This window comes from Limnospira sp. (genome assembly GCF_051859755.1).
GTDB classification, from domain to species: domain Bacteria; phylum Cyanobacteriota; class Cyanobacteriia; order Cyanobacteriales; family Microcoleaceae; genus Limnospira; species Limnospira fusiformis.
The window spans coordinates 1-21,820 of sequence record NZ_JBIMLI010000084.1; the positions used below are offsets into that span (position 1 = coordinate 1).

Annotated in this window: 20 protein-coding genes; 11 read left to right on the forward strand and 9 right to left on the reverse strand. The window is 45.1% G+C overall.

Annotation, left to right across the window (positions count from 1 at the left end):
* From ACTIE0_RS14920 to ACTIE0_RS14945, 6 genes are all read left to right on the forward strand, one after another.
* Nucleotides 1–1,900, forward strand: a 1,900-nt coding sequence (locus tag ACTIE0_RS14920) for an eCIS core domain-containing protein (RefSeq protein ID WP_439516928.1), incomplete at its 5' end; no start/stop codon positions are given.
* Between the two features lie 17 nt (nucleotides 1,901–1,917).
* Nucleotides 1,918–2,760: an AAR2 splicing factor family protein gene (locus ACTIE0_RS14925; protein WP_006668616.1), complete on the forward strand. Its 843-nt coding sequence runs from the start codon at nucleotides 1,918–1,920 to the stop codon at nucleotides 2,758–2,760.
* A gap of 243 nt (nucleotides 2,761–3,003) precedes the next feature.
* Nucleotides 3,004–5,610: an eCIS core domain-containing protein gene (locus ACTIE0_RS14930; RefSeq protein ID WP_235720165.1), complete on the forward strand. Its 2,607-nt coding sequence runs from the start codon at nucleotides 3,004–3,006 to the stop codon at nucleotides 5,608–5,610.
* Between the two features lie 79 nt (nucleotides 5,611–5,689).
* Nucleotides 5,690–5,821, forward strand: a complete 132-nt coding sequence (locus ACTIE0_RS14935; RefSeq protein WP_281061135.1) for a hypothetical protein — start codon at nucleotides 5,690–5,692, stop codon at nucleotides 5,819–5,821.
* Between the two features lie 18 nt (nucleotides 5,822–5,839).
* Nucleotides 5,840–7,036: a cache domain-containing protein gene (locus tag ACTIE0_RS14940; protein WP_006622175.1), complete on the forward strand. Its 1,197-nt coding sequence runs from the start codon at nucleotides 5,840–5,842 to the stop codon at nucleotides 7,034–7,036.
* 307 nt (nucleotides 7,037–7,343) lie between these two features.
* On the forward strand, nucleotides 7,344–7,730 hold the full coding sequence (locus ACTIE0_RS14945) for a hypothetical protein (RefSeq protein WP_006622173.1): 387 nt from the start codon (nucleotides 7,344–7,346) through the stop codon (nucleotides 7,728–7,730).
* A 60-nt stretch (nucleotides 7,731–7,790) separates the two neighbouring features.
* On the opposite strand, the gene ACTIE0_RS14950 is transcribed toward ACTIE0_RS14945, so the two are convergent.
* From ACTIE0_RS14950 to ACTIE0_RS14960, 3 genes are all read right to left on the reverse strand, one after another.
* A complete protein-coding gene (locus ACTIE0_RS14950; protein WP_006622172.1) occupies nucleotides 7,791–8,078 on the reverse strand; it encodes a DUF2288 domain-containing protein in 288 nt (95 codons plus the stop codon).
* 30 nt (nucleotides 8,079–8,108) lie between these two features.
* Nucleotides 8,109–8,747 (reverse strand): lysophospholipid acyltransferase family protein, encoded by a 639-nt coding sequence (locus ACTIE0_RS14955; RefSeq protein WP_006668618.1) that lies wholly within the window; start codon nucleotides 8,745–8,747, stop codon nucleotides 8,109–8,111.
* A 71-nt stretch (nucleotides 8,748–8,818) separates the two neighbouring features.
* The gene (locus ACTIE0_RS14960; protein WP_006668619.1) at nucleotides 8,819–9,574 is read right to left on the reverse strand and encodes a DsbA family protein; all 756 of its coding nucleotides are present in this window, start codon (nucleotides 9,572–9,574) and stop codon (nucleotides 8,819–8,821) included.
* Between the two features lie 21 nt (nucleotides 9,575–9,595).
* Between ACTIE0_RS14960 and ACTIE0_RS14965 the strand changes: the two genes are divergently transcribed.
* Together ACTIE0_RS14965 and ACTIE0_RS14970 are read left to right on the forward strand one after the other, a co-directional pair.
* Nucleotides 9,596–10,441 (forward strand): hypothetical protein, encoded by an 846-nt coding sequence (locus ACTIE0_RS14965; protein ID WP_006668620.1) that lies wholly within the window; start codon nucleotides 9,596–9,598, stop codon nucleotides 10,439–10,441.
* A 66-nt stretch (nucleotides 10,442–10,507) separates the two neighbouring features.
* Nucleotides 10,508–10,915 (forward strand): thiol-disulfide oxidoreductase DCC family protein, encoded by a 408-nt coding sequence (locus ACTIE0_RS14970; protein WP_006668621.1) that lies wholly within the window; start codon nucleotides 10,508–10,510, stop codon nucleotides 10,913–10,915.
* Here the strand turns inward: ACTIE0_RS14970 and ACTIE0_RS14975 are convergent.
* The 3 genes from ACTIE0_RS14975 to ACTIE0_RS14985 all read right to left on the reverse strand — a co-directional run bounded on the left by ACTIE0_RS14975 (nucleotide 10,912) and on the right by ACTIE0_RS14985 (nucleotide 15,618).
* Nucleotides 10,912–12,333 carry a DUF4335 domain-containing protein gene (locus ACTIE0_RS14975; RefSeq protein ID WP_006668622.1) on the reverse strand — a complete coding sequence of 474 codons (1,422 nt, stop codon included), beginning with the start codon at nucleotides 12,331–12,333 and terminating at the stop codon, nucleotides 10,912–10,914. The genes ACTIE0_RS14970 and ACTIE0_RS14975 overlap by 4 nt on opposite strands.
* A 13-nt stretch (nucleotides 12,334–12,346) precedes the next feature.
* Nucleotides 12,347–12,907 carry a DUF3038 domain-containing protein gene (locus ACTIE0_RS14980; protein WP_006622160.1) on the reverse strand — a complete coding sequence of 187 codons (561 nt, stop codon included), beginning with the start codon at nucleotides 12,905–12,907 and terminating at the stop codon, nucleotides 12,347–12,349.
* Nucleotides 12,908–13,167: 260 nt separating this feature from the next.
* Entirely contained in the window at nucleotides 13,168–15,618 is a 2,451-nt protein-coding gene (locus ACTIE0_RS14985; protein WP_006622159.1) for an endonuclease MutS2, read from the reverse strand.
* Nucleotides 15,619–15,909: 291 nt separating this feature from the next.
* Between ACTIE0_RS14985 and ACTIE0_RS14990 the strand changes: the two genes are divergently transcribed.
* The 3 genes from ACTIE0_RS14990 to hemG all read left to right on the forward strand — a co-directional run bounded on the left by ACTIE0_RS14990 (nucleotide 15,910) and on the right by hemG (nucleotide 18,304).
* On the forward strand, nucleotides 15,910–15,990 hold the full coding sequence (locus ACTIE0_RS14990; protein ID WP_350308516.1) for a hypothetical protein: 81 nt from the start codon (nucleotides 15,910–15,912) through the stop codon (nucleotides 15,988–15,990).
* A gap of 466 nt (nucleotides 15,991–16,456) precedes the next feature.
* On the forward strand, nucleotides 16,457–16,681 hold the full coding sequence (locus ACTIE0_RS14995; RefSeq protein WP_006622156.1) for a DUF2811 domain-containing protein: 225 nt from the start codon (nucleotides 16,457–16,459) through the stop codon (nucleotides 16,679–16,681).
* A gap of 168 nt (nucleotides 16,682–16,849) precedes the next feature.
* A complete protein-coding gene (hemG, locus tag ACTIE0_RS15000) occupies nucleotides 16,850–18,304 on the forward strand; it encodes a protoporphyrinogen oxidase (protein ID WP_006622155.1) in 1,455 nt (484 codons plus the stop codon).
* A 251-nt stretch (nucleotides 18,305–18,555) separates the two neighbouring features.
* On the opposite strand, the gene ACTIE0_RS15005 is transcribed toward hemG, so the two are convergent.
* The 3 genes from ACTIE0_RS15005 to psb34 form a co-directional block, all read right to left on the reverse strand.
* The gene (locus ACTIE0_RS15005; protein WP_006668624.1) at nucleotides 18,556–19,266 is read right to left on the reverse strand and encodes a response regulator transcription factor; all 711 of its coding nucleotides are present in this window, start codon (nucleotides 19,264–19,266) and stop codon (nucleotides 18,556–18,558) included.
* An 84-nt stretch (nucleotides 19,267–19,350) separates the two neighbouring features.
* Entirely contained in the window at nucleotides 19,351–21,399 is a 2,049-nt protein-coding gene (locus tag ACTIE0_RS15010; RefSeq protein WP_006622153.1) for a tetratricopeptide repeat protein, read from the reverse strand.
* Between the two features lie 65 nt (nucleotides 21,400–21,464).
* On the reverse strand, nucleotides 21,465–21,635 hold the full coding sequence (gene psb34 / locus ACTIE0_RS15015; protein WP_006622152.1) for a photosystem II assembly protein Psb34: 171 nt from the start codon (nucleotides 21,633–21,635) through the stop codon (nucleotides 21,465–21,467).
* Nucleotides 21,636–21,820: the final 185 nt, after the last annotated feature.

A 21,820-nucleotide genomic window follows, 5' to 3' on the forward strand; every position in this document is an offset into this window, starting at 1 on the left:
CAATCAACTGAATCAGTCCATCCAAGCCAAGGCTTTTACGACGGGCAAAGACATCTTTTTTAAACAGGGAGAGTATCAGCCGGAGAGTCGGGGCGGACAAAAGCTCATCGCCCACGAGTTGACCCATGTGGTGCAGCAGGGTGGGGCATCAAATAATCGCGCTGTTCAAGCCGATTTCATTCATCCGATGATTCAACGCGAGTTGAGTCCAAAGCAAATTGAACACGCCAACGCAATTCGTAAGGCCAGGGATTTACCTTTGCTTTACAGCCTTGAATCTGTGTGGGCTAAAGCCGATAATTTGGGCAATGTGGATTTACCAGGGGCGAGAAAAATTCTTGAGACTGCTTTTCATTCTAACTGGTTTCTGGCACAAGAGTACCTGTTGGATACAAGTAAATGGGTCAAACAAGGAAAAGAAAAAAAAGAAGCAAAAGCTAAGTTAGATAATTTCAAAAAGCTGATGAAGATTTTTATAAAATTACGCAAAGAAGAAACAAATCAACTTTTAGAAGATATTCAAAAAGAATTACGGAAACAAAATCAATTTCAAAAGCTGGAGCCTCAACGAGTTTTGGATTGGGGTTCAGCAGGCAGCACATCTTTAACTTCTGATATTGATTATAACCTGAAAGGAGCGGGTTCAATTCAAGCAGTGAGTTTATTTAATAAATATTTCAAAACGAAGTTAAATTGGGCATTAGATCCCGGAACGGTTTATGATGTAAATGTTTATGCTCAAGATTTTATGACTCCCAGCCCCAAAGGTAAACCCTTTGATAAGAATCAAGAGCAAAATACCATAACGCCCGTTCAAGAAATTCAAGAATTAAATTCATCCCAGGCACGAGAATCGTTGGGTTTTGAGGCATTTTCTTTAAACCAAGATGTTTGGTCAATGTTAAAAATGCGAATTTATATGAGCGAGAGTGAGTGGAATAACTATAAGCAAGAAATGTTACAAAACCCTCAAGGAAATGATTCCTCTGACGCGATCGCTCGTCAATTGCAAATTGAAGCTCAAATTCAAGATGCAGAGAAATATTATCAAGACTACACAAATAATTTACAAGATAAAATTATGGAGATTGAAAAGAGCGGATATGAAGTTTATAAAAAAATGCGGGCGATGTTGGATCAAGGGAAAAATCACCTTTCAAAACACCAGTCAGAAGAGTCGAAAAAAATGATGGCTGCCAATTTAATTTATGAAGAAAAATTACAAAAAGTAAGTCAATTACGGCAAGAGTTGCAAGAATTAAAATCATCGGAAAATGTCAAGGAGTCGGCGATAAAAGCAGTTGGGATAAAGATAAAAAACGCCCTCTCTGAAGCTATTATTTATTCAAATGAAGCTTATTTCACCCAAGGGGCTGTTCATTTTTCGGTCATCGGACAACAAATTGGCAAAGGAGAGTCTACTTTAATTATGTCTGAAGAGGAGCATCTTCATTCTTTCCGAGAGCAAGTGGGAGATACATTGAAAGTTTTGAGTAATTACCAAGATAATCAGATAATAAAGGCTGCCATGAAAGCCGGAAAATATATCGATCGCATGGCAAAATCTGCGATCCCAATCATGGATAAAAATCAGCCTGTTGGTTATCAAAAATTGGCGGAGATTGGAGCGGAAGCTGCCAAGCTTAAATCGGACAAAACCAAAGTAGAAGAATTGAGGGATAAATCGAGTGACAAAGGATTAGATGAGAAAGAGAAGAAAGAATTATCAGATTTACAAAATACGGTTAAACTCCATGATAGTCAATTTCCTGAATACGTTCAAACTCGTTTTAAAACGGTTGCCCAACTCCGGGAAACGGTGATTAAAGTTGGCAAACAAGTCGAGATCGATTTTCGTAAGAAGCAACGAGAAAATAACCAAAACAAAAATCCAATGTAATTCCACCCAAATGAGCGATGAGTTATATTATCTTGCGCGACATTCCCAAGCAGTCCGTTCAACTTGACCTCCTGGTGCATCAAATCCAAGGCGGTTTCCGAGGCTTTCGAGAAGTTCCCCCAGGTTTCCATTATGGGGCAATTTTAGACCGGGGAGAATGGAGAAATTTTTGGTGCTATCTTTCACCTGAAACGGTATTGGTGAAAAGATTTGATCTGGACCAACAACAGTTGGTTGATGATACCCCGGAACAGACGGCTCAATATTCTCAGCTCGCCCATCAAAATGCACTGGATATGGCATTAGTTCCCTACCCAGCCAATCAGTGGCCAGGTTGGCACTCTCTTACTCAATATATTACCACCGATTCACCCATATTACATAAAAACGCTGTATCAGATTTTTCGAGTGAATTCGCCCCCAATCATCCATCTCGGTTTGAACAAAATTTCCGGGAAACTCATCATGGAAATATAGCAAATTTCTTGGAAGAATTGCAATTTGCTTTTTTGTGTTGGTTGATGTCTTTAAAAGGGGAGGTTAATCTTGTGGCTCAACAAAGATGGTCTTCGTTACTGAATGGAATGTATAATGCGGGGGAGTTTGCGATCGCATCTGATCCAGACCTGTTCGGTCAATTTGTAGATGCTCTCTTACCACAGTTGGAGCAACTGCCCTCAGAAGCGTTCACCCAAGATAGCATTGTTTGTACTCATTTAGATGATTTCATTGAAGATATGAATGACAGCGCAAATATCAATTTAAAAAAGAAAGCAAGAATTTTATTGAATTATATCACAAAACGAAAAGAGGCTCTAATAAATCGCCATCTTTCAAAAACTATTTTTTATTCAGAATAAATACGATATATTGTATTCCTATATATCAGGTTTACATAGAATTTAAAAACTCAATGAAATTCAAATAAGGAGTCCCGATAAATGAAAATACAACGCCGGAAAAAACGCCAAAACGAAAGCCCAGCAGCCCCTGTGTAGGCACAATTTCAGTCCCGGCCGTTTCAGGATGCCAACTTTGCCCCCCCGGACAAACAAGCCCCCCCGCCGGAACGCGAATTTCAGGGGGAAGCGTCCGGGTTCGATTTGGGCAGCATTCCCCTTTTTAGCAATGGTAATAGTATGCCAACCCAGCCCATCCAGCGCAGGGAAGAAGAAGACGTGCAGATGCAGGCAGAATCAAAATCGCCCCTGCACGGGAGATTTCAGACTTTAGCCCAAAGAGATAACCCGAAAAATTCGACACCACAGCAGCCGATTCAAGCTAAATTGACTGTGGGTGCGGTCGGGGATAAATACGAACAGGAAGCGGACAGGGTGGCGGATGTAGTTGTCGATCGCATCCAATCTCCCCCCGCGACGACAGAGGTTCAGAAACAGGAAGAAGAAACACTGCAACAAAAACCCCAATTATCGACTCCGCCGACGATTTCTAAATTGCAGAAAAAAGAGCAGCCAGAAACGGTACAGCGGGAGTCTGAAGAAGATGAGGAAGACGTACAAATGAAACCTCAGACCGCCGAGGCCGGGGGAGAAGTGTCGGCGGATTTCGAGTCGTCCCTTCGGCGAGAAAAGGGTGGCGGACAACCATTGAATGAGAACTTGCAGTCCCAAATGGGGCGGGCAATGGGGGCAGATTTTGGCGGGGTGCGGATTCATCAGAATTCCCCAGCCAATCAACTGAATCAGTCCATCCAAGCCAAGGCTTTTACGACGGGCAAAGACATCTTTTTTAAACAGGGAGAGTATCGGCCGGAGAGTCGGGGCGGACAAAAGCTCATCGCCCACGAGTTGACCCATGTGGTGCAGCAGGGTGGGAGTCAAATTCATTCGAAAAAAGACGACAATTCAACCGTCGCTACTGGGGGCTTACTCACGCTACAAAGGAAAACATATACAGTAAAAGATAAAGCTCATGCCAGAGATGAAAATGATAAGAGTAAAGAAAAATATAATCCTGGGGATTTGGTCGAAATTAGTGATGATGAAACTCAGCACAAGATCGATCCGGCTGGCAACAATAGATGGTATCGAATTAAAGATAGTCAACCTCCTCGTTATATTCGGGCAACTCGATTGCAGTTGTATGGAACTTATATCTCCGACAAGAAACGTGTCAATAGCAATGATAAGGCTTTAGAATCACAAAAAGATAATATCGAAAAAATAAACGAATTGACAAAAATTGAAAAGCGAGACTATAAAAACAAAAAAGGTGAAACAGAATCGAAGAAAATGAATCTTGCCGAGCAAATCGACTTGGGCAAAGGTTTTCTGACAGATGATATCGTTAAAGTGATCCAAGAGTTGAGTCAAATTCCCAAAGGAAAAACCTACTTATCTCAAAATGGTTTTCTTACCCAGGAAGAGTTAGAAAAGGTGGCGGAAGAAAAACGAGTGATCGGAGATTGGGAAAGATATGAAGAACATGACTTTAGCCGACTGACTGCGGGAATTGCCCCTGATGTTCGTGGAGAGGCAGTATTGAGTCCAATTCACCGTATGCAAATTGCGACATATCAGCGAGATTTAGGAATTAAGGATGAAAAATTTCGTCAAACCCCCGGATATTTGCGTTATGAAGCGAAGAATATGAAGAAAGCTAAAGAAGAGTACGAAGAAGCTGCCAAAACCGATCCCAATAGTGAAGATAGCAAGAAGAAAAAGGAAAACTATGAAGCCGTGAAGAAAGGGATCTATGATAAAGATACTGAAATGTGGGAAAAGGCTCTAAATAATGATTTAACAACTATACCAAAGTCAAATCAAGAGATCGCCAAAAAATATCAGGAACAAACGGATTCAGCCATTGCCATTCTGAAACGAGTTTTTATTGTTCTTCAGCATGGATTGATGTATCGTGATGACCAAGACACACCCAAGTTTGAGGAATGGCAAGAGAACGTTGCAGTGGCACTCTCCCACGGCGGTCGCGTCATGATCAATTTGCCCCCTCTTCAAGGCCAAGACAAAGAGCATGACTTTATTTATTGGCTGCTGGGTGGTTCATCAGCCGATGTCAAAACATATAAACCGACATCACGTAAGGATGCGAACAAATCCAGTGACTATTACAAAGCAAAGGTCGATACTCGAATTGCTTCTAGTCACGACGTAGAGGTTACTCAAAATTCATTGAAGGAGGTCAAGAGTAACACTTTTGATATCAAGGGTGCAGTCCCTGGAGCCACGAGTACCATCAAACATTATGGAATGGATATACCGTTGGGTGGACTGGGCAATGAAGATATGGCGGGTGATGTCATACTACCAGATGGCCGACACGGTCATATGTACATCTACTACAGACCTCCAAGCAAGGAAAAACCTGGCAGCGTACTAGTTGGTGCTGAAACCTCCAGAATGGCTCATACAGATGTGTTTGGTATGTATCACGATAAGAGGGGCGCTCCGGCTGAGGTGTCTCCTACCGGGACCAGTAAAGCCGGAAGGATCGGTGCGGAATTTGGCGGTCGGGTCGTTGACTATACGACCCTAAGTGAGGATGGGAAGAGTCTAACAGTTAAAGATACCGATTGGTTAAAACAGCTTAAGACAGCGGAAGAAAATGTGCAGAAAGGTGTCATTACATCTAAAGAGTTGTTGGGAGAAAAATTAAAGGAAGAACGCAGAAAGTTATTATTTGAAAATCCGATGCCAGAACCACAAAATTCACAAAAAGAAGACGGCTAATAAAAATCGAGTATTTCAATGTAAATTGAATGAAATCAAGTCTATATTTGTACTTGATGCAATTGTCAAATGAGGAGCGATGCTGAAACGTTTCATCTCAATTCGATATGTCCTGCCCCTGTCGATCGCTCTCCCGTTGTTACTCGCCACAGGACTAACCACCCTGCTGGCATTTCTCAGCGGCCGCCACGCGATCGATGTCCTGAGTTGAGAATTGAGCAATAAAGCTATGCTGTCAATCGAAAAACACATCGCCGCCGCCCTAGAAGTTCCCCAACTGATAAACCGCTACAATGCGATCGCGGCGGGTCAAGGATTTCTCGATCCCAATAATTTCGAGGTCTTGCAATCCTACTTCTGGGATCAAACCAAAACTCGTCAGTCCGGCCTCGACATTTATTTTGGGTCAGAAAATGGCAATTTTCTGGAAGTGAAACGCTTCCCGGATGGTCGGACTTCCCTATTGTTGCGCGATCGCACCACCGCCCCCCGTTTGGAAGAGTACAGCCTCGACAGCCGGGGACGCAAGGGGGAGAAAAGAGTGACAGAACAACAGTACGATCCCCGCATCCGCCCTTGGTATACTAAAGCCCGGGAAGTCGGCGATCTGACCTGGAGTCCCATTTATATTTTTGCTACTTACAGACAGTTAGGGATTACCTCAACCGTACCCCTTTATAACGCTCAAGGTGATTTCATCGGCGCTTTTGGTATCGATTACCGGCTGAGTGAAATTAGTGATTTTCTTGCCGGTTTGGAAATCAGCCCCCGAGGGGTGGTATTTATTATCGAGCCTTCCGGCGACTTGGTTGCTAGTTCAACAGCCCAAGAGCCATTTCTGGAAATCGACGAAAAACAGGAACGATTACCCGCCATTCAAAGTCAGGAACCCGTGATTCAATTCACCATGAAATACCTGTTGAAGAACAGCGACAACCTAGCTGATATTCAGGAAAAAACGGGCTTCAGCTACAGATTGCAGGGTCAACTGCAACTGGTACAGGTGGCTCCCTTGCCGGAAAATTTGGGTTTAAACTGGCTAATTGTGGTGGTGATTCCCGATCGCGATTTTACCGAACTGGTTTATGGGAACATTCGTTTTATTCTGGCGATCGGAATCATCGTAACAGGTGTTGCGACGGTCTTGGGAGTGGTGGCATCGCAGTGGATTGTGGGGCCGGTGGGGGAATTACACCGGGCGGCGAAGGCTTTAAAAACCGATGATTTTGATGCGCTCAGTTTACAAGAAATAGCATCCCGACCCGATGAAATTGGCGAATTTAGCCAGACATTTTTGGAAATGGTTGAAAGCATCGATACCCGCCAACAAAGCTTGGGGGAAAAACTCGAAGAACTCAGCCGAAAAAATGAGGAGTCGCGGCGAACCGCTTCTCAGGGTCGGGGATTCAATCTTGAGTACTTATAAAACTTAATCGCACGCTCCCAACAGGTGCGACAGAAGCGCTCCCATGATTAGTTCTCCGAGTCTGGATTAGCCCGAACCATCACGTCGATACTGTTGGAACTGATCGGCCGCACTTTCGTGGTGATGTCGAGTTCCGGCAGTTGGGAGGCGTTGGGTTTCTGGGATTTCTTCGTGTCCGCCGGTTTGCGGGATTGACCTTTGGCAGATCCGATTTGCGATCGCGTGGTTTTCGCGGATTTTCCGGTGATAAAAATGCCCCAGGAGAAGGGCAAAAAGAAAAACCGATGTATGCAAGGGATTGAAGCAAGTGGACGAAGCAAGCGGCGGTGTCTCTGTCTCACGGAGGCAGGGTGAATATTGTTTTACCGCTAGGTTAAAAGGAGCCGTTTTGATTGGAGGTGAAACCTCTGAGATGGGTAAACGAGATGTTTTTGGAAAGCTACATAATGCCTCCGGTACGAGTGCAGAATTTTCCCCAACTGGGACGGGTAAAGCGGCGAGAATAGGGAGTGAAATTGGTGGGATGAGAGTCGATCTATCAGGATTTGAGTCTCAAGCTGATATTGTTGGTATGTTTGAAACAGCGATCGCAAGAGGTGTAGAACCTGGACAACTTGTTGACGAGTCCAAGCCAGAAGTTCGCGAGGCTTTGTTTGATATCAGAAAAAGATCATCGGCGATAAGGGAGAATTAGAGTGTTCCCGAAAACCCATAAATTTAAGGTAGTCGTGGGATAGCGAGGGTATAAATGATTTTAGGCTTCCTGTACCAAAACAAAAGGTTGGATAATTAGGGCATTAAATCGTTTAGTCTGATCGCCATTCCAATCGGAGATTTGCTGGGGAGAGGGTTTATAAATCTGTTGTTCACTGATCCAGCGCTGAACGTCAGTCACATGATCCTCGCTAATAGCGACACCGACATCTAATAAATCTAATTGGCGATCGACTACGACGACTGCATCCCTTTGTACATGGGGAATTAACCATTCCCACTCGGCTTGATCAATGTTAGAGGCTAATTGTGCTTTTAATTCTTCCATGATTTGATTAATTGTTGTACTGCCAAAAACTCACCGCCCTAAATCGTGCATAGCATTAATGATTTCGGCGCAATATAGAGCGATCGCCTCTAGTTCCTCCCGCTTACTGGACTTGGGGGGGTCCATAGGTTCACCAATTCTGACGGTGACGGGAACTGGTCTGGGTATAGCAGAGCCTTTGTTAAAAATAGCATGAGTTCCCCACAGACACACAGGAATTAGGGGAACCTGTGCTTTGGCTGCAATTAATGACGCGCCCAATTTCGGGTCTGTGATGCGACCGTCGGGGGTGCGAGTTCCCTGCAAAAATACACCAGTCGCCCAACCTTGTTCTAGGGAATTGAGAGCGGCTCGGATCGCATTGCGATCGCCAGCACCCCGTTTAACTGGATAAGCGCCATATAGGGAAATCGCCTGTTTCAGGACGGGAACCTTAAAGAGTTCCTCTTTAGCCATAAATGCTACGGGTCGCTTGACGCAGTTGGACAGCATTGGGGGGTCAAAATCACTAGCATGATTACTAACTACCACAATGGGTCCGGTTTGGGGCATCTGTTCAGCATTATAAATGCGACCACGAAAATAGACATGGAGCATGGGGCTAACCACAGACCACTTAAACAGGTGGTAGAGGACTAAACTTTCGAGTGGTTCACGGTTTTTGACCACGGAAACTTGAGTTGGTAAGGGTGGAAACTGTGATCTAGCCTATCAGGTTTTGGCAGCAGTGGAGTTAAAAGTTATTCGCGAGCGATGACCTCTGCGAGGGTTTCTTCCAGCGTTGACAGGTCTACAGCCCCAGATAGGGTTTCCCCATTCATGATAAAAAACGGGGTCCCAGAAATCCCTAGAACGCTGGCTAATTGCAGATCCTGTTCAATGGCTGCGATCGCTCCATCACTGTTGCGATCGCGGTTAAATTGTTCTAAATCTAAACCTAGGGAAATGGCGATCGCTTCATATAGCGCCTCTCCTAAGTCATCCTGACCTTCAAAAAGGGCGTTTTGATATTCCCAGAATTTACCTTGTTGTTGCGCCGCCCAGGACGCTTTCGCCGCCGGTAACGCTTCCGAGTGAATTTGACTGAGGGGGAGATGCTTAAACACTAGAGTAACTTGGTCTTGGTGTCTGTTCATAAACTCTCTAATCGTTCCGTGGGCGCGACGACAGAAGGGACACTGAAAATCAGAAAACTCTACCAAAACAATTTCAGCATCCGCTGCGCCCAACGTGGGAGAATCACCAATAATCGCCCGTGGTTGGGTTTTCATTTGTTGTAAAAAAGATGATCGCGCTTGGCTGAGTTGGTTTTGTTGCTGTTCCTGATAGGCTTGTACCGACTCTAATATCACTTCAGGATTATTGCGAATTACTTGTAAAACCTGTTGTTCAAAATCTGAAGATGGGGTGGATGAACAGCCGTTTACTAAAATTCCTAGGGTGCATAACATAGTCACCATCAGGGTAGGTAATCGGCGTTGAAAAGAGTTGATCATGAGTCAAGTTGTGCTGTTTTAATGGTGTCTATTATAGCAAGTTTTATGGAAAATATGGTAATTAAGCAAAGTTTAATCAAGTCCCTCGGCTCTGGATTAAGGGGGCTAGATCCTGATTTTATCGGTTCGGTTGATATTCCTGTGACTCGTGTTCCTAATGGTAGCCGGATTCGTTATATATCGGCGATCGCTATGAAATTGGCGGCTATCAATTCTCAATCTCCCGCCGAAATTGCTACTTTAATTGTCGCTAATCAAGCTGATAAAATCGTGGATGATGGTATAATTACCACCGTGCTACCATCGGGAATGATTCAATTTGATATTACTGATTTTGGCGTGGTCAAGTGGTTGGAAAATATCCGGCTCCATGGTTTGCCCATAACTGCCAATTCTCCCGATAATCAGAGTTTGGATTCCGGTTTATTTCCGGTTCAATATATCCATGCTCGTTGCTGTTCGTTATTGCGAATGGCTCATCGCGATCGCTTAATTTCTCTGGTGGAAACAGAACCAATTTTTACCCCTTTTCTGTGGAGGTTAGCCACCCCTAGGGATTTGCCTTGGTTAGATGATTCCGGGAATTTGCGGTTAGTTCATGATGCCGAAAAAATGCTGATTGGCGAGTTAATTGATGGGGTCGATTTCTGGCATTATCTACCTCGGAAGATTGATGATAAAAAGGTGGCGATGAAAATAACTGAACAATGCGATCGCTTTCTGCGCCAATGTCCGATTTGGGGAGAGGTCAAACTTCATCACCCCCAATTATCCCAAGCTAGACTAGGATTAATTATCGTCACACAGTCTATTTTGCGATTTGCACTTCAAGAAAAGTTGGGTATCATTGCACCTATGGAGTTATAAAGATTCCCTGGTCATCTCTCAGGAAATATGCTATAGTTGTTAACTGTCCTCCACTGTGATAAATTGATGCTATATCATGTAATTTACGATGGGAACTGTAACCTGTGCAGTAACTTGGTGCAACTGTTGGAAAATCTCGATCGCGGTGAACGTTTTAGCTATATTCCTATGCAGGATGAGGCAAAATTAGCACAGTTAAATATTACTCCCGAAGACTGTTTAATGGGAATGATTTTGATTGACGTAAACCAGCCACAACGACGATGGCAAGGCAGTGATGCCGCCGAAGAAATCGGTAACATTTTACCAGGTGGGGAGCTATTTGTCAAGGCTTATCGAGCAATGCCAGGGCTGAAATGGGCAGGCGATCGCATTTATGAACAGGTGCGGGATAACCGCTATCAATTGTTTGGAAAACGCGACCAAACCTATGAATCTAATTATCCCAGTTGTTTCGGGAATAACCAATGCTAATCATGAGATTCCAAGAAAGTCTGAACCCGACCGCTGGGGTCTAAAACCACCCTAATTTTCGCCGTCTTCCCATCTTCCATAGGTGAGACAAACGGCTGATTTGCTGATGGGAATTTAATCTGTGGTAACCAGTTAACCGAGGCTGACCCCAAGGGAGTAATACTGTCAATCGCGCCCTGGGAATTGAGTTGTAAACGATACTGCAATATTCTGTTTAAATTCTTGTGAGGATGCCAATTTTTTACAAAATAACTCCGTACTTCCGCCACCTGGGGAATTTCATCAAATACCGTATTATTCAGGGAACGAATAGAGGCTATTCGAGGTTCTCGTTTAGTTAGCTGTGCAATTGGTTCGGCATTTTCGCTGTCTTCTGGGATATCCTGAACTGCATAATTTTCGGGGGTATCCGTTTCGGGAACTCTAGCATTTTGCAGGGGGGGAAGGCTAATATTTTCTGGTACTGTTCCTATATCAAATAGGGGAGTGGGAGGCGGCGCTAAAGGTGTGGGAGGGGGAGGAGTTTCTGTGCGGTTAACCGTCCCATTAACAGGGGTTCTATTAACGGGTTCTGTGGGAATGATAATTATCCCATCTGTTTCCGGTGCTATATTAGGGATTAATTCAGGGGAAGGGGGAGGTTGATCAAATAGGGGTGGGGGAATAGTTAAAGGTACTGTATCAACTAGGGGAAGGTCTGGCGCTACTTGTATTTCTATTTTAGGCGGCGCTGGGGGTTCATCCATGGGAAACTCTGGGAGTGGTGGCGGAGTAATTTCGGGGGGGGTTGTAGAAGTGGAAATTTGGGGAGTTTCTGGGGTAGAAATTAAATGGCGATCGCGACGATAATAATTGCTTAAATTGATAATTCCGCTAAATAGTCCCGTGGTAGTAATAATAATCATCAGAGTTCGTAGCCACGCGGGAGAGGTGCGTTTCGGCTGGCTTTCTGAGGTCAAAAAAGGTTCTATTTCGGTGATGCAATTCCGCAAGGCGGCGGCGACATCAAATAACTGTAACGCGCTTAAATGAACGAATGATTCCGAAGGACTAGGCGCTAAGTTTCCCAAAAATAAATCATGGTACAATAAACCATCAGGCTTTATCTGGAAGTCTGAACAGGTGGTTAAGGAATTTTCCGCGTCGGGAGACTCTTCGGAAATGGGGTCAATTTCCGACAAGGGGGAAGCGGTCAGAAAGTCGTTAATATACCTGTTGATGCTTTCATAGAGGTTGGTTAAGTTATGGCGATCGCCTTCTATTGCGATATATTTATATTCAGAAAGACGGGGGTCATCAAAGGAAAGTTTGAACCGAAAGTTATCCCAACTCTCATGTTTCCAGCGACTGAAAAAAGAAGTATTGGCGCTAACCTCTAGTGTACAGGTAGGGGGGGTATATTGTCGGGTTACTAACATAATCTCCGGGATTTTAGGGCTGGCTTCTATTAATATTATAACCGCGTTGTCTAGCTTGCGATCGCATTAGCAGGGTTGACCAAAACCTCCCGAAACCATCAGGACTGCTATAAAATAGTAAATCAATTAGCAGTTTTTTCGCGAAGGGGATGATATCTTCTTCCGGAATGGGTCGGTTAACCGGAAACTGCTGATCATAGCCTTGGATGAATTTATCCAGGTAGTCCCGCATCAAAGAAATCTCTCGGATATCCTGATTTTGTGCTTCTAATTGTTCAATCAAAGCAATGGCGCGACGCAGCAGGGCTTGATTTTGTCTAGCTAGATAGGAGATAACTAAAACTAGCGATCGCCCCCCTTCTACCGTCAATTTTTGGGATTGCCATTTTTGGATATATTCCACATCTAAACTCAGGGTTTGTGCCGCCTTTCTTAAAGTCTCTGGTGTCACTTCAGCCAAAGACTCTAAAGCTAATATAACTAGACGCAATTCCACAGCCATACGGTCTAGTTGTGTGGCTGTTAATTCCGGCGTTTTAGGTGAATGCCAATGGGAAGGAATGCGATCGGACATAGAGTTAATATATAGTTAAAATTCCCCGTTTCAGGTGGGGTAGGGCGGGTAAATGGTGGGGCGGGTTTATGAATATCCTCGTCGAGAATTGATAATTGACAGCATAACCAGCCCCTACAACTATTAATTATAGCCAGGTTTCTCCCACATATTTCAAGAAACCCGGTTTCTCAAAGAAACCGGGTTTCTCAGCCGAAAGGGTGGTTTCCCGACAATTATTAATTATTAATTATTAATTATTAATTATTAATTATTAATTATTACTTCAAATAAGCAATAGTCACCCCCGCCCCACCATCTGGATTTGATGCCAGTTCAAACCTTTCAACTTGGGGATGTTCTTTGAGTAACTCGTGAACCCCTCGCCGCAGTTGTCCGGTTCCCTTACCGTGAATAATCCACAGCGCCCCAAAGTCGAGAATTTGCCCCAAAGTGCGATCGATTTCTGTTTCCGCTTCTGATACCCTTTTCCCCCTCAAATCTAGCGTATTTTTATCCGTGCGAACCCTCGGAAGTTGGGAGGGTTCCGGTTTATTCGTAATGGGTTTAGGAGTCTTGTCAGCCTTGGGAGTTGGGGAAGTTTTAGGAAGTTCTACCTTTTGACCATCTAAGGACTCAATTTCCCCTAATCCTACAGTCATTTTCATAATCCCAAACCGGACTGTTAGTTGATTATTATCATCAGGTCCGCTGAGTATCTCTGCTGTTTGACCAATGCGAGGAATACGAATCCGATCGCCTACTTTCGGCATAAAATTAGGCGATCGCACTGGTGTAGCCTGCCGAGATGGTAGATAATTTTCAGCGATCGCATCTAACCTAGCCGTAGCCTTTTGTGCGTCAGCCGCCGTAGCTTTCCCCTGTTGTAGGCGACGGATCACCTTAGCTATTTCCGCCTTAGCCTGTAGTAAAGTTTCCTTAATTTCCTGTTCCTGGGCTTGTTTAAGCTGCCTTTCTCTTTCCTGAAGAGATATAGCCCTTTCCGCCAATTCTCCGTGTAGGCGTTCAGTCTCTTGGAGTAGTTGACTAGCAGCGATCGCCTTAGTTTCCTGCTGTCGTCGCTGTGCTTCCAACCCCTCGATCACCTGGTTAACATCCTCATCACCGCCACCAACATAGGACCCCGCCAGTTTCACTATATCATGATCTAACCCCAACCGTTCCGCAATTTTCAGAGCATTAGAACGCCCAGGAATCCCCCACAATAGGCGATAGGTAGGTTGCAGGGAAGCATCATCAAACTCCACCGAAGCATTTTCAAACCGAGTGTCTTTGTATTTTAACGCTTTCAGGTCGCCAAAGTGGGTAGTCGCCACCGTAAGACGGGTGAGGTCCGCGAACTTTTGCAATAGGGCGATCGCCAAAGCCGTCCCCTCCGTCGGGTCAGTCCCCGCCCCTATTTCATCTAACAATACTAGAGATGGACAGATGCGATCGGACTCCCCCGCCTCCGTTACCCTCATCGGTTCCCCAATAGCCTGTAGAATGCGAGTAATGCGGCGAATATGACCAGAGAACGTAGACAAACTCTGCTCAATAGACTGTTCATCCCCAATGTCTGCTAACACCTGTCCAAACCAAGGCATTTCCACAGGTTCCCGCGCCGGAATAAATAGCCCCACCTTAGCCATGATCGCCGCCAAACCAATAGTTTTTAGCGTCACAGTTTTACCCCCTGTATTCGGTCCGGTAATTGCTACCACCCGGATCTGAGGGTTAATCGTGATATCAATCGGAACCACCTCCGGTCCCTGTTCATACTCTTGTTGCCATATTAGGAGGGGATGGCGCAGTTGTCGCAGATTGATAGTTTCTGACGTATCCCCAGGGTCAATAAACCTAGGTGGGTTCGCTTGTAGCCAGTAGCTATAACGGGCTTTAGCCAGGGCTAGATCGATAGTTGTCACGATCGCTAAAAGTTTTTCCAGATCCGGTACTACCGCCGCCACCTGTTCCGTGAGACTACGGCGGATCGCTTCCGCTTCCGTTTGTTCAGCCCGCTGAATTTGTCGCAGTTGGTTGTTTAGTACTACAATAGAGTGAGGTTCCACATAGACTGTCGCCCCTGTAGTCGAAGCATCATGGACGATACCCGGAATCGCATCTTTTTGGGGAGCTTTCACTGGAATCACAAACCTACCCTCTCGTTGGGTGATGATTTGTTGTTGCACTGCTTGGGCTTTCCGTTGCAGGATGCCTTGTAGAACTTGATAAATGCGATCGCGGGTTGATTGCAGCCGGGCGCGAATTTCCCCCATTTTCACACTGGCGCGATCGGTTACCTCTCCCCGTTCATCAATACACCGATGAATTTCCTGTTCTAGTTCCGGATAGGTGCGTAGTTCTTCCACTAAGCTAGTTAATACCGGTACATCTTCCTGGTCATCAATTACCCGGCGCAGTTGTCTCGCCCCCGCTAACGTAGTGGCGATCGCTAATAACTCCTCACCAAATAAAATACCTTGGCGATCGGCCCTTTCCAGAGAAGCCCCAATATCCTGAATACCATCAAGAGACAAACCCTGAACCAGCTTCAGTTCCAGTTGATAAGCCTCTTTCGTTTGTGCTAACAGGCGATCGGTTTCTTCTTTCGTCTCTGGAATAGCCAACTGACGGGCCGCGAAAGCACCCAACTTAGTGGCTGTAAAGGTTGCCAGATGTTTACACAGCCGATGCCATTCCAGTAGTTCCAGCGTTTCTGCTTGAATCAAAGCCTCAAGTTTTGATAATACAAATGTTTATTCTTCATGGTATCATATTTTTTGATTTTTACCAGCGATCGCCTTGAATTTGGGAAATTTTGGTAAGTCAAATGTTTTCAACTTATCGCTTTAGGCTGGGGAGTTGTCAAAGGTTTGACTTATGCCGATATCTTCCATGGTATTGGAGGATTTATAATCGGGCTATAACCAACTGGATTAAAATGTATTTATGCGTTCTAAATTAATCAGTATTGTCGCCAAGCATACTTTCAGAATTTTGGGGACTACCCAGAAGCAGATATCCCTCAAGTTTATTTCACTAGCCTTCCCAAAGTTAATCTAATCACCCCTGGTTTTCCCTGTCAGCCTTTTAGTATTTGAGAATCCCTCTTGGCAATATTTTGACTTTCATTATCCATTGTCCACAGATCGCCCCAATTTTGTCCCTTCAACATTCTTATCTTTTCACCAAATTTTCCCCAGAGATTCCACAAACTTTCCACAGGGTAAGGCGAGTTTTTCCACAGATTTATCAGATTTTTCCACAGCCAACCACTCCCAGAATGATAGTCTGGCGTTTAATTGGGGATTTTGGCAAGCCTAGTATCGACAGCCTTAACTACCCAGATTGTTGTAAAGTTATGTAAAAAAAATGGCTTGAAACCCTGATTATGTCGTCAAGTCCCCATCACCCAGACCGAGGTTGTAACATTTAGCAACATTGACAACCCTCCCCCCCCATAGCACACAATAAATAAGATACCCTTTTCCCTTCAAGCAGAATTGGCTCAGTCGTTTGGCCTAGCCGCCTAAAAAATGGCTCCATCTCAACTCCTGTGAGGTTTATATGAACACAAGTGTTAGTATTCTGACCGAAATTCCCGAAACACTGCACGAGTCCCTTCAGGGCTACCTGGAAACTCACCCCGACTGGGATCACGATCGCGTGTTTTCCGCCGCCCTGTCCCTGTTTTTGTTACAAAATGGCAAAAACAACACACCAGAAGCCCTCGATAGCTGTAGAGTAGCCGCCAGAGTATACCTAGAAACTCTGTTTCAGTCCAATACATAGGTGAAGCGTGAGAATAACAGAGTAGGGTGCCCCGCATGCTGATAATTTCCATAGATACGATAAATCTTCTGATGCGGGACACCTTCCCAACCTGAGACTCCACTTGAGACTTGAGACTCGACAGCAATCAACAGTACAATCACTCTAATCTGCTTTGTAATTTCCACAATGACAAACCTAGTTGATAGCCTTATTGTTGGTGCTGGTATTAGTGGGCTGAGTTTAGCCTATAGTCTTAACCGTGAAAAAAGTGTGCGCGAACCTCTAAAGGTTTTGGTTACAGAAAGCCAGAACCGAGTCGGGGGAAATATTACAACCGGACGGGCTGATGATTTTTTATGGGAAGAAGGCCCTAACAGTTTTGCCCCCACCCCTGAATTACTCGGACTAGCCGTAGATTTAGGGCTCAAAGAAGAATTGATTTTTGCCGATCGCAAACTACCCCGTTATGTGTACTGGAACCTAATGTTACATCCAGTACCCATGAACCCCCCCGCCCTACTCTCCTCCGAACTCATCAGCGCCAGAGGTAAACTCCGCGCCGCATTAGGAGCCATAGGATTTGTGCCACCCCCAGTAGGCGCTCACCTCTCTCAACAGGGAGGAGAAGAAACTATCACCCAGTTTTTCGATCGCCATTTAGGTTCAGAAGTCCTAGAACGTCTCGTCCAGCCCTTCGTTTCAGGGGTTTATGCTGGCGACCCTCAACAGTTAGCAGTCCGTTCCGCTTTTAGTCGCATAGTAGCCGCTGAGGAGGCTGGGGGGGGGCTACTACCTGGATTTGTGCGATCGCGTCTGAATAAAAAAGCCCCCGTCTCTACCCCCGACCCCAACATTCCCAAAACTCGCCCCGGTGAATTAGGGTCCTTCCGTTATGGTCTGCAAACTCTACCAGAAACCTTAGCCAGCAAATTAGGCGATCGAGTTAAGTTAAATTGGACTATCGACCGTTTTTATCCCACCGATCATCAAACCTATATTGCTGAATTTTCCACCCCAGACGGTCCTCAGCAAGTAGAAGCCCGAACCCTTGCCTTAATGACCCCCGCCCATGTTAGCGCTCGCCTGTTGCAACCCCTACACTCTCCCATCGCTACCGCATTAAGCCAAATTCCCTATCCCCCCGTCGCTTGTGTAGTCCTCGCCTATCCCAAATCAGCCTTAAAACAACAACTCAAAGGCTTTGGTAATTTAATTCCCCGCCATCAAGGAATCCGTACCCTTGGCACTATTTGGACCTCAAGTTTATTTCCCGGTCGCGCCCCAGAATCTTGGCAAGTCCTCAGCAATTATATTGGGGGTGCAACAGACCCGGAAATTGGCGAAATGGATGATGATCAAATTGTCGCCGCCGTTCATCAAGACCTACGCCAAATTCTGCTGGCTGAAGATGTCCCCCCCAAGGTCTTAGCTGTTCATCTTTGGCGGCGCGCTATCCCACAATATACTCTCGGTCATCAGAACCGCCTAAATTGCATCGATGCTGGATTGCGATCGCTTCCCGGACTTTATCTGTGTAGTAACTATATTGATGGGGTTTCCGTCGGAGACTGTGTGAGGCGCGGCCAGCAATGGGCATCTAAAATTCAGTCCCACCTTCATGACTGCCAAACAGCCAACTAATCACCAGTAGGGAGTCTTGGCCCTCCCTCTAGTTTATGTTAACTTTTGTAACGAAATGTTAAGAATTGTTGCGAAAAATTTTTTCTGGGGGAGGTTCCTTGCTTTTTGGTGGCGCTTCTGGTACAATTTTAAATAATGGGAATATGTGCAAAATTATTCATATAGTCAAAGTCTTAATTTTAATTAAGATGTCAAAATATTACCATTATTCCCAGTCGCCTGTCAACCCCCAACCCTTAAAATGTGTAAGTTTAGTCCCTGGGTTCCTCATGACCACGGCGATCGAACATATATCCCACCCCGCGAATGGTTTTAATCAACACAGGTTTATCTGTGTCCGGCTCAATCTTTTTACGAATTTGACCAATATGAACATCAACCACCCGCTGTTCACCCTCATATTCATAATCCCAGACCTCCTGTAGCAGTTCTGAACGTCGCCAAGCCCTACCAGGCTTTTTGGCTAAACAGTACAGTAGATCAAACTCTAGGGCGCTGAGGGAGATTTGGCGATCGCTAATATAGACCTCACGGCGGACCGGATCTATCACCAGATCCCCATAGGTCAAGCTCCGCATTTCCGTATCCTCTACAGAACGCTGTCGCTTCAAAATGGCGCGCACACGAGCGCCTAGTTCCGCCAAACCAAAGGGCTTAGTAATATAGTCATCAGCCCCCAGCTCGAAACCCTTAATCTTATCAGCCTCTCCAGTCAAACTGGTGAGAAGCAAAACAAATACTCGCGTCCGGTCCTGCATTTCTTGGCACAGGGCAAAACCAGTGGTATCAGGTAGGTTAACGTCGAGAATCACCAGATCGGGATTAAATTCGTCAAACAATTGCAGCGCCGTCTCACCATCTTTTGCCGACTCAACCTCATAGTTTTGTTGAGTCAGATACCGAGAAATTAAATTGCGGATTGCCGGGTCGTCATCAACGACAAGAATCTTTTGAGAGGCCATAACCACAAGAAGATCGTGAGCATGGGGCAAAAATACAAGCCTAGCCTTGCCAATATAGGGGGAGTCTTGATTTTTTTATTGGTTTCAAGATAAGCAACGCCATATTTCCGGGAGGAGATGACCGGGAATCTTAGATAGGGCTTGGTTTTGACCTTGCCAACCAGATTCCTGGTACAAAGCGCGTAAGGTTCGGACTAGATGATTGAACGCCAAACGATGACGTTCTGACTCTAGGGCGTTGGCACTTCCTTCCTGAGAACATGGTTGTTCTTCACAACCTGCCATCAGGTGATGGTCCAGTGCTTTCTCTAGGTGAGAAACCCTTTGTTCTCCACTCAGACAGAGTGCTTTATCTGTTGCCAAACGATAATGAGCAAGTCCTAAGTTATTGTGAGTTGCCAAGGTATCGAATGTCAACTGCGTGGGACTGAGTTGTTGGGCTAGGGCTAAGGTTTTTTCATAAGCTGCGATCGCCTCATTCAATAATTTACTGCGGTCTGCTGGTTCTTCCTGATACATTGCTAAATGCCAACAGGCTGTCCCCAGGTTGTTTTGAGTAGTTGCACAGGCAAGGGGGGCGGCTTTGGATGTGCGATATTTTAATGCTTCTCGGTAGCTATAAATCGCCTTTTGCAGCCACCTTTTTGAAGGCTGATGCTGTGCCAGATTCCAGTAAGCTGTTCCCAGGTTAGCCTGAATCATAGCATAGTGCTGAGGCTCCTTATTCTCGGAATAGCCCCGCAACGCCTCCCGATAAGCTGCGATCGCCGCCTTTAAATTAACAACTGGTTCAATATGTTGGGCGCGTGTCCAGTAAGCCGTTCCTAAATTATTTTGGATTGCCCGATAATCTAGCGCTATGCGGGCGGGTTCTAAAGAATCTGCTGGAGATAGAGGCTGATTACAGAACCTGCCCCCACCTAGACCGCCCTGGTCCCTAACAGATTTAAGATAGTTGATAGCCTCTTCATAAACAGTAATCGACTGTTGTAAATTCTCTAATGGCTCTCTAATTGTCCCTAAATCTGTATAAGCTGCACCCAGGTTCTTCAGCAGTCTAACATAAATATAGCCTCTCGATGTGGGGTCAACTTTCATTAACCCCGTTTGATAACAGATGATACTGATCTCCAGATTAACCAACGCCTGGCTACCCTGATTGATAGATTTTCGGGTCTGCTGAAACAGCATCCAGTGGAAAGTACCAAGATCGTTATAGATATTAACCGGATCTAAATCTTTCCGTAAAGCACTATTTGACTCTAACAGCATTTCCCACTCATTTAATTGCTCCAACACCTGGTTATAGGCTTCTATGGCATCTTGAAGTAGTGGCACCGTGGGGGGACCCTTAGATATGCGATCGCGATACATATAAGCCCGTTTTAAACAGGTCTGTAGATATTCCTGTGAATATACCACCGTCGATGGTGAACCATCTATTAGCAAATGTGGCTCGATGGTTTGACCTAGTGGTTCATCTACAGACGAGATCACCCTTGAGGATTTATGTATCCCCGGCGAATTTTGCCCTGATAAAGGTGGAGCATATACCGGAGTAGGGTCGCCCACAAATTTAAATATACCCCTATGCAAGCGCCAAAATTCCGGGGCTGACTGTTGAATACAACACAGCCAAGGTGATGATATCCACAGCAGCACACTTAACTCAAATTCAATTAACTTAGATTCAGCTTCCCGCAAATAGTTCAAAAATGACCATTGAATTGCAGCAGGTTGTCTAGTCAACTGTTCAACCCCTAAAATCTGGAAAGCTAGGGGAGAGTCAGCATTTTGACTTTTCCAGCGGCACATTTGAGCAATAGGGTTTGGGTCAGTCAATTCCAAATGCAGCGTCACCAACTTAGAACTAACCTGGTTTGGGGTTGTGATATGTTCATTACCAGACCGCGCGCCAACTGTACTCAGAATATCCTCAGAACCTAGTTCCGTTTCCAAACTACTCGCCATTTGATGCAACAGACTCAGGTGATCACATACTGCAATAAAAACCTGTTGTCCCAAACCTAATCTTAAAGCGCGCTTCAACTGAGTATAAAGCTGCTTATTTGTGGCGTAACTACTAGAGAAGGTTGTATTAGTTGCGGTCATTCCATGCAGAACAGATAACATTGATACTGACTTGATACTATTTCATTCAAGCCAGCACCATCACTACAGGAATTTCTGGACTGATTTTAAGATGCAGCTACCGCAATAGCTAACACACCACCCACCAAAACCACAGCAAGCACTCCCCAAATTATGTAGTTACGCTTCTGAGTTTTATTGGGAGGTTCGGCTGTATAAACTTTTGGTTCTACAGCAAAGTTATTGATGAGTCCATCTTCTTCGGTTGTATAAGGCATTCGTATATAGTCCTAATATCATATGATACATTTACGCGACATTTTTCCGGTTCCGGATAATGCAACGATAGCACCATTACCTGTTAAGGTAATGGAGGCGGTATCCCGCAAAGCTTTTAGAAAGATGATCCCAAAGCACTGTTTACCTTGGTAGCCTTAGACCTAATTGTTAGCTACACCTTGTC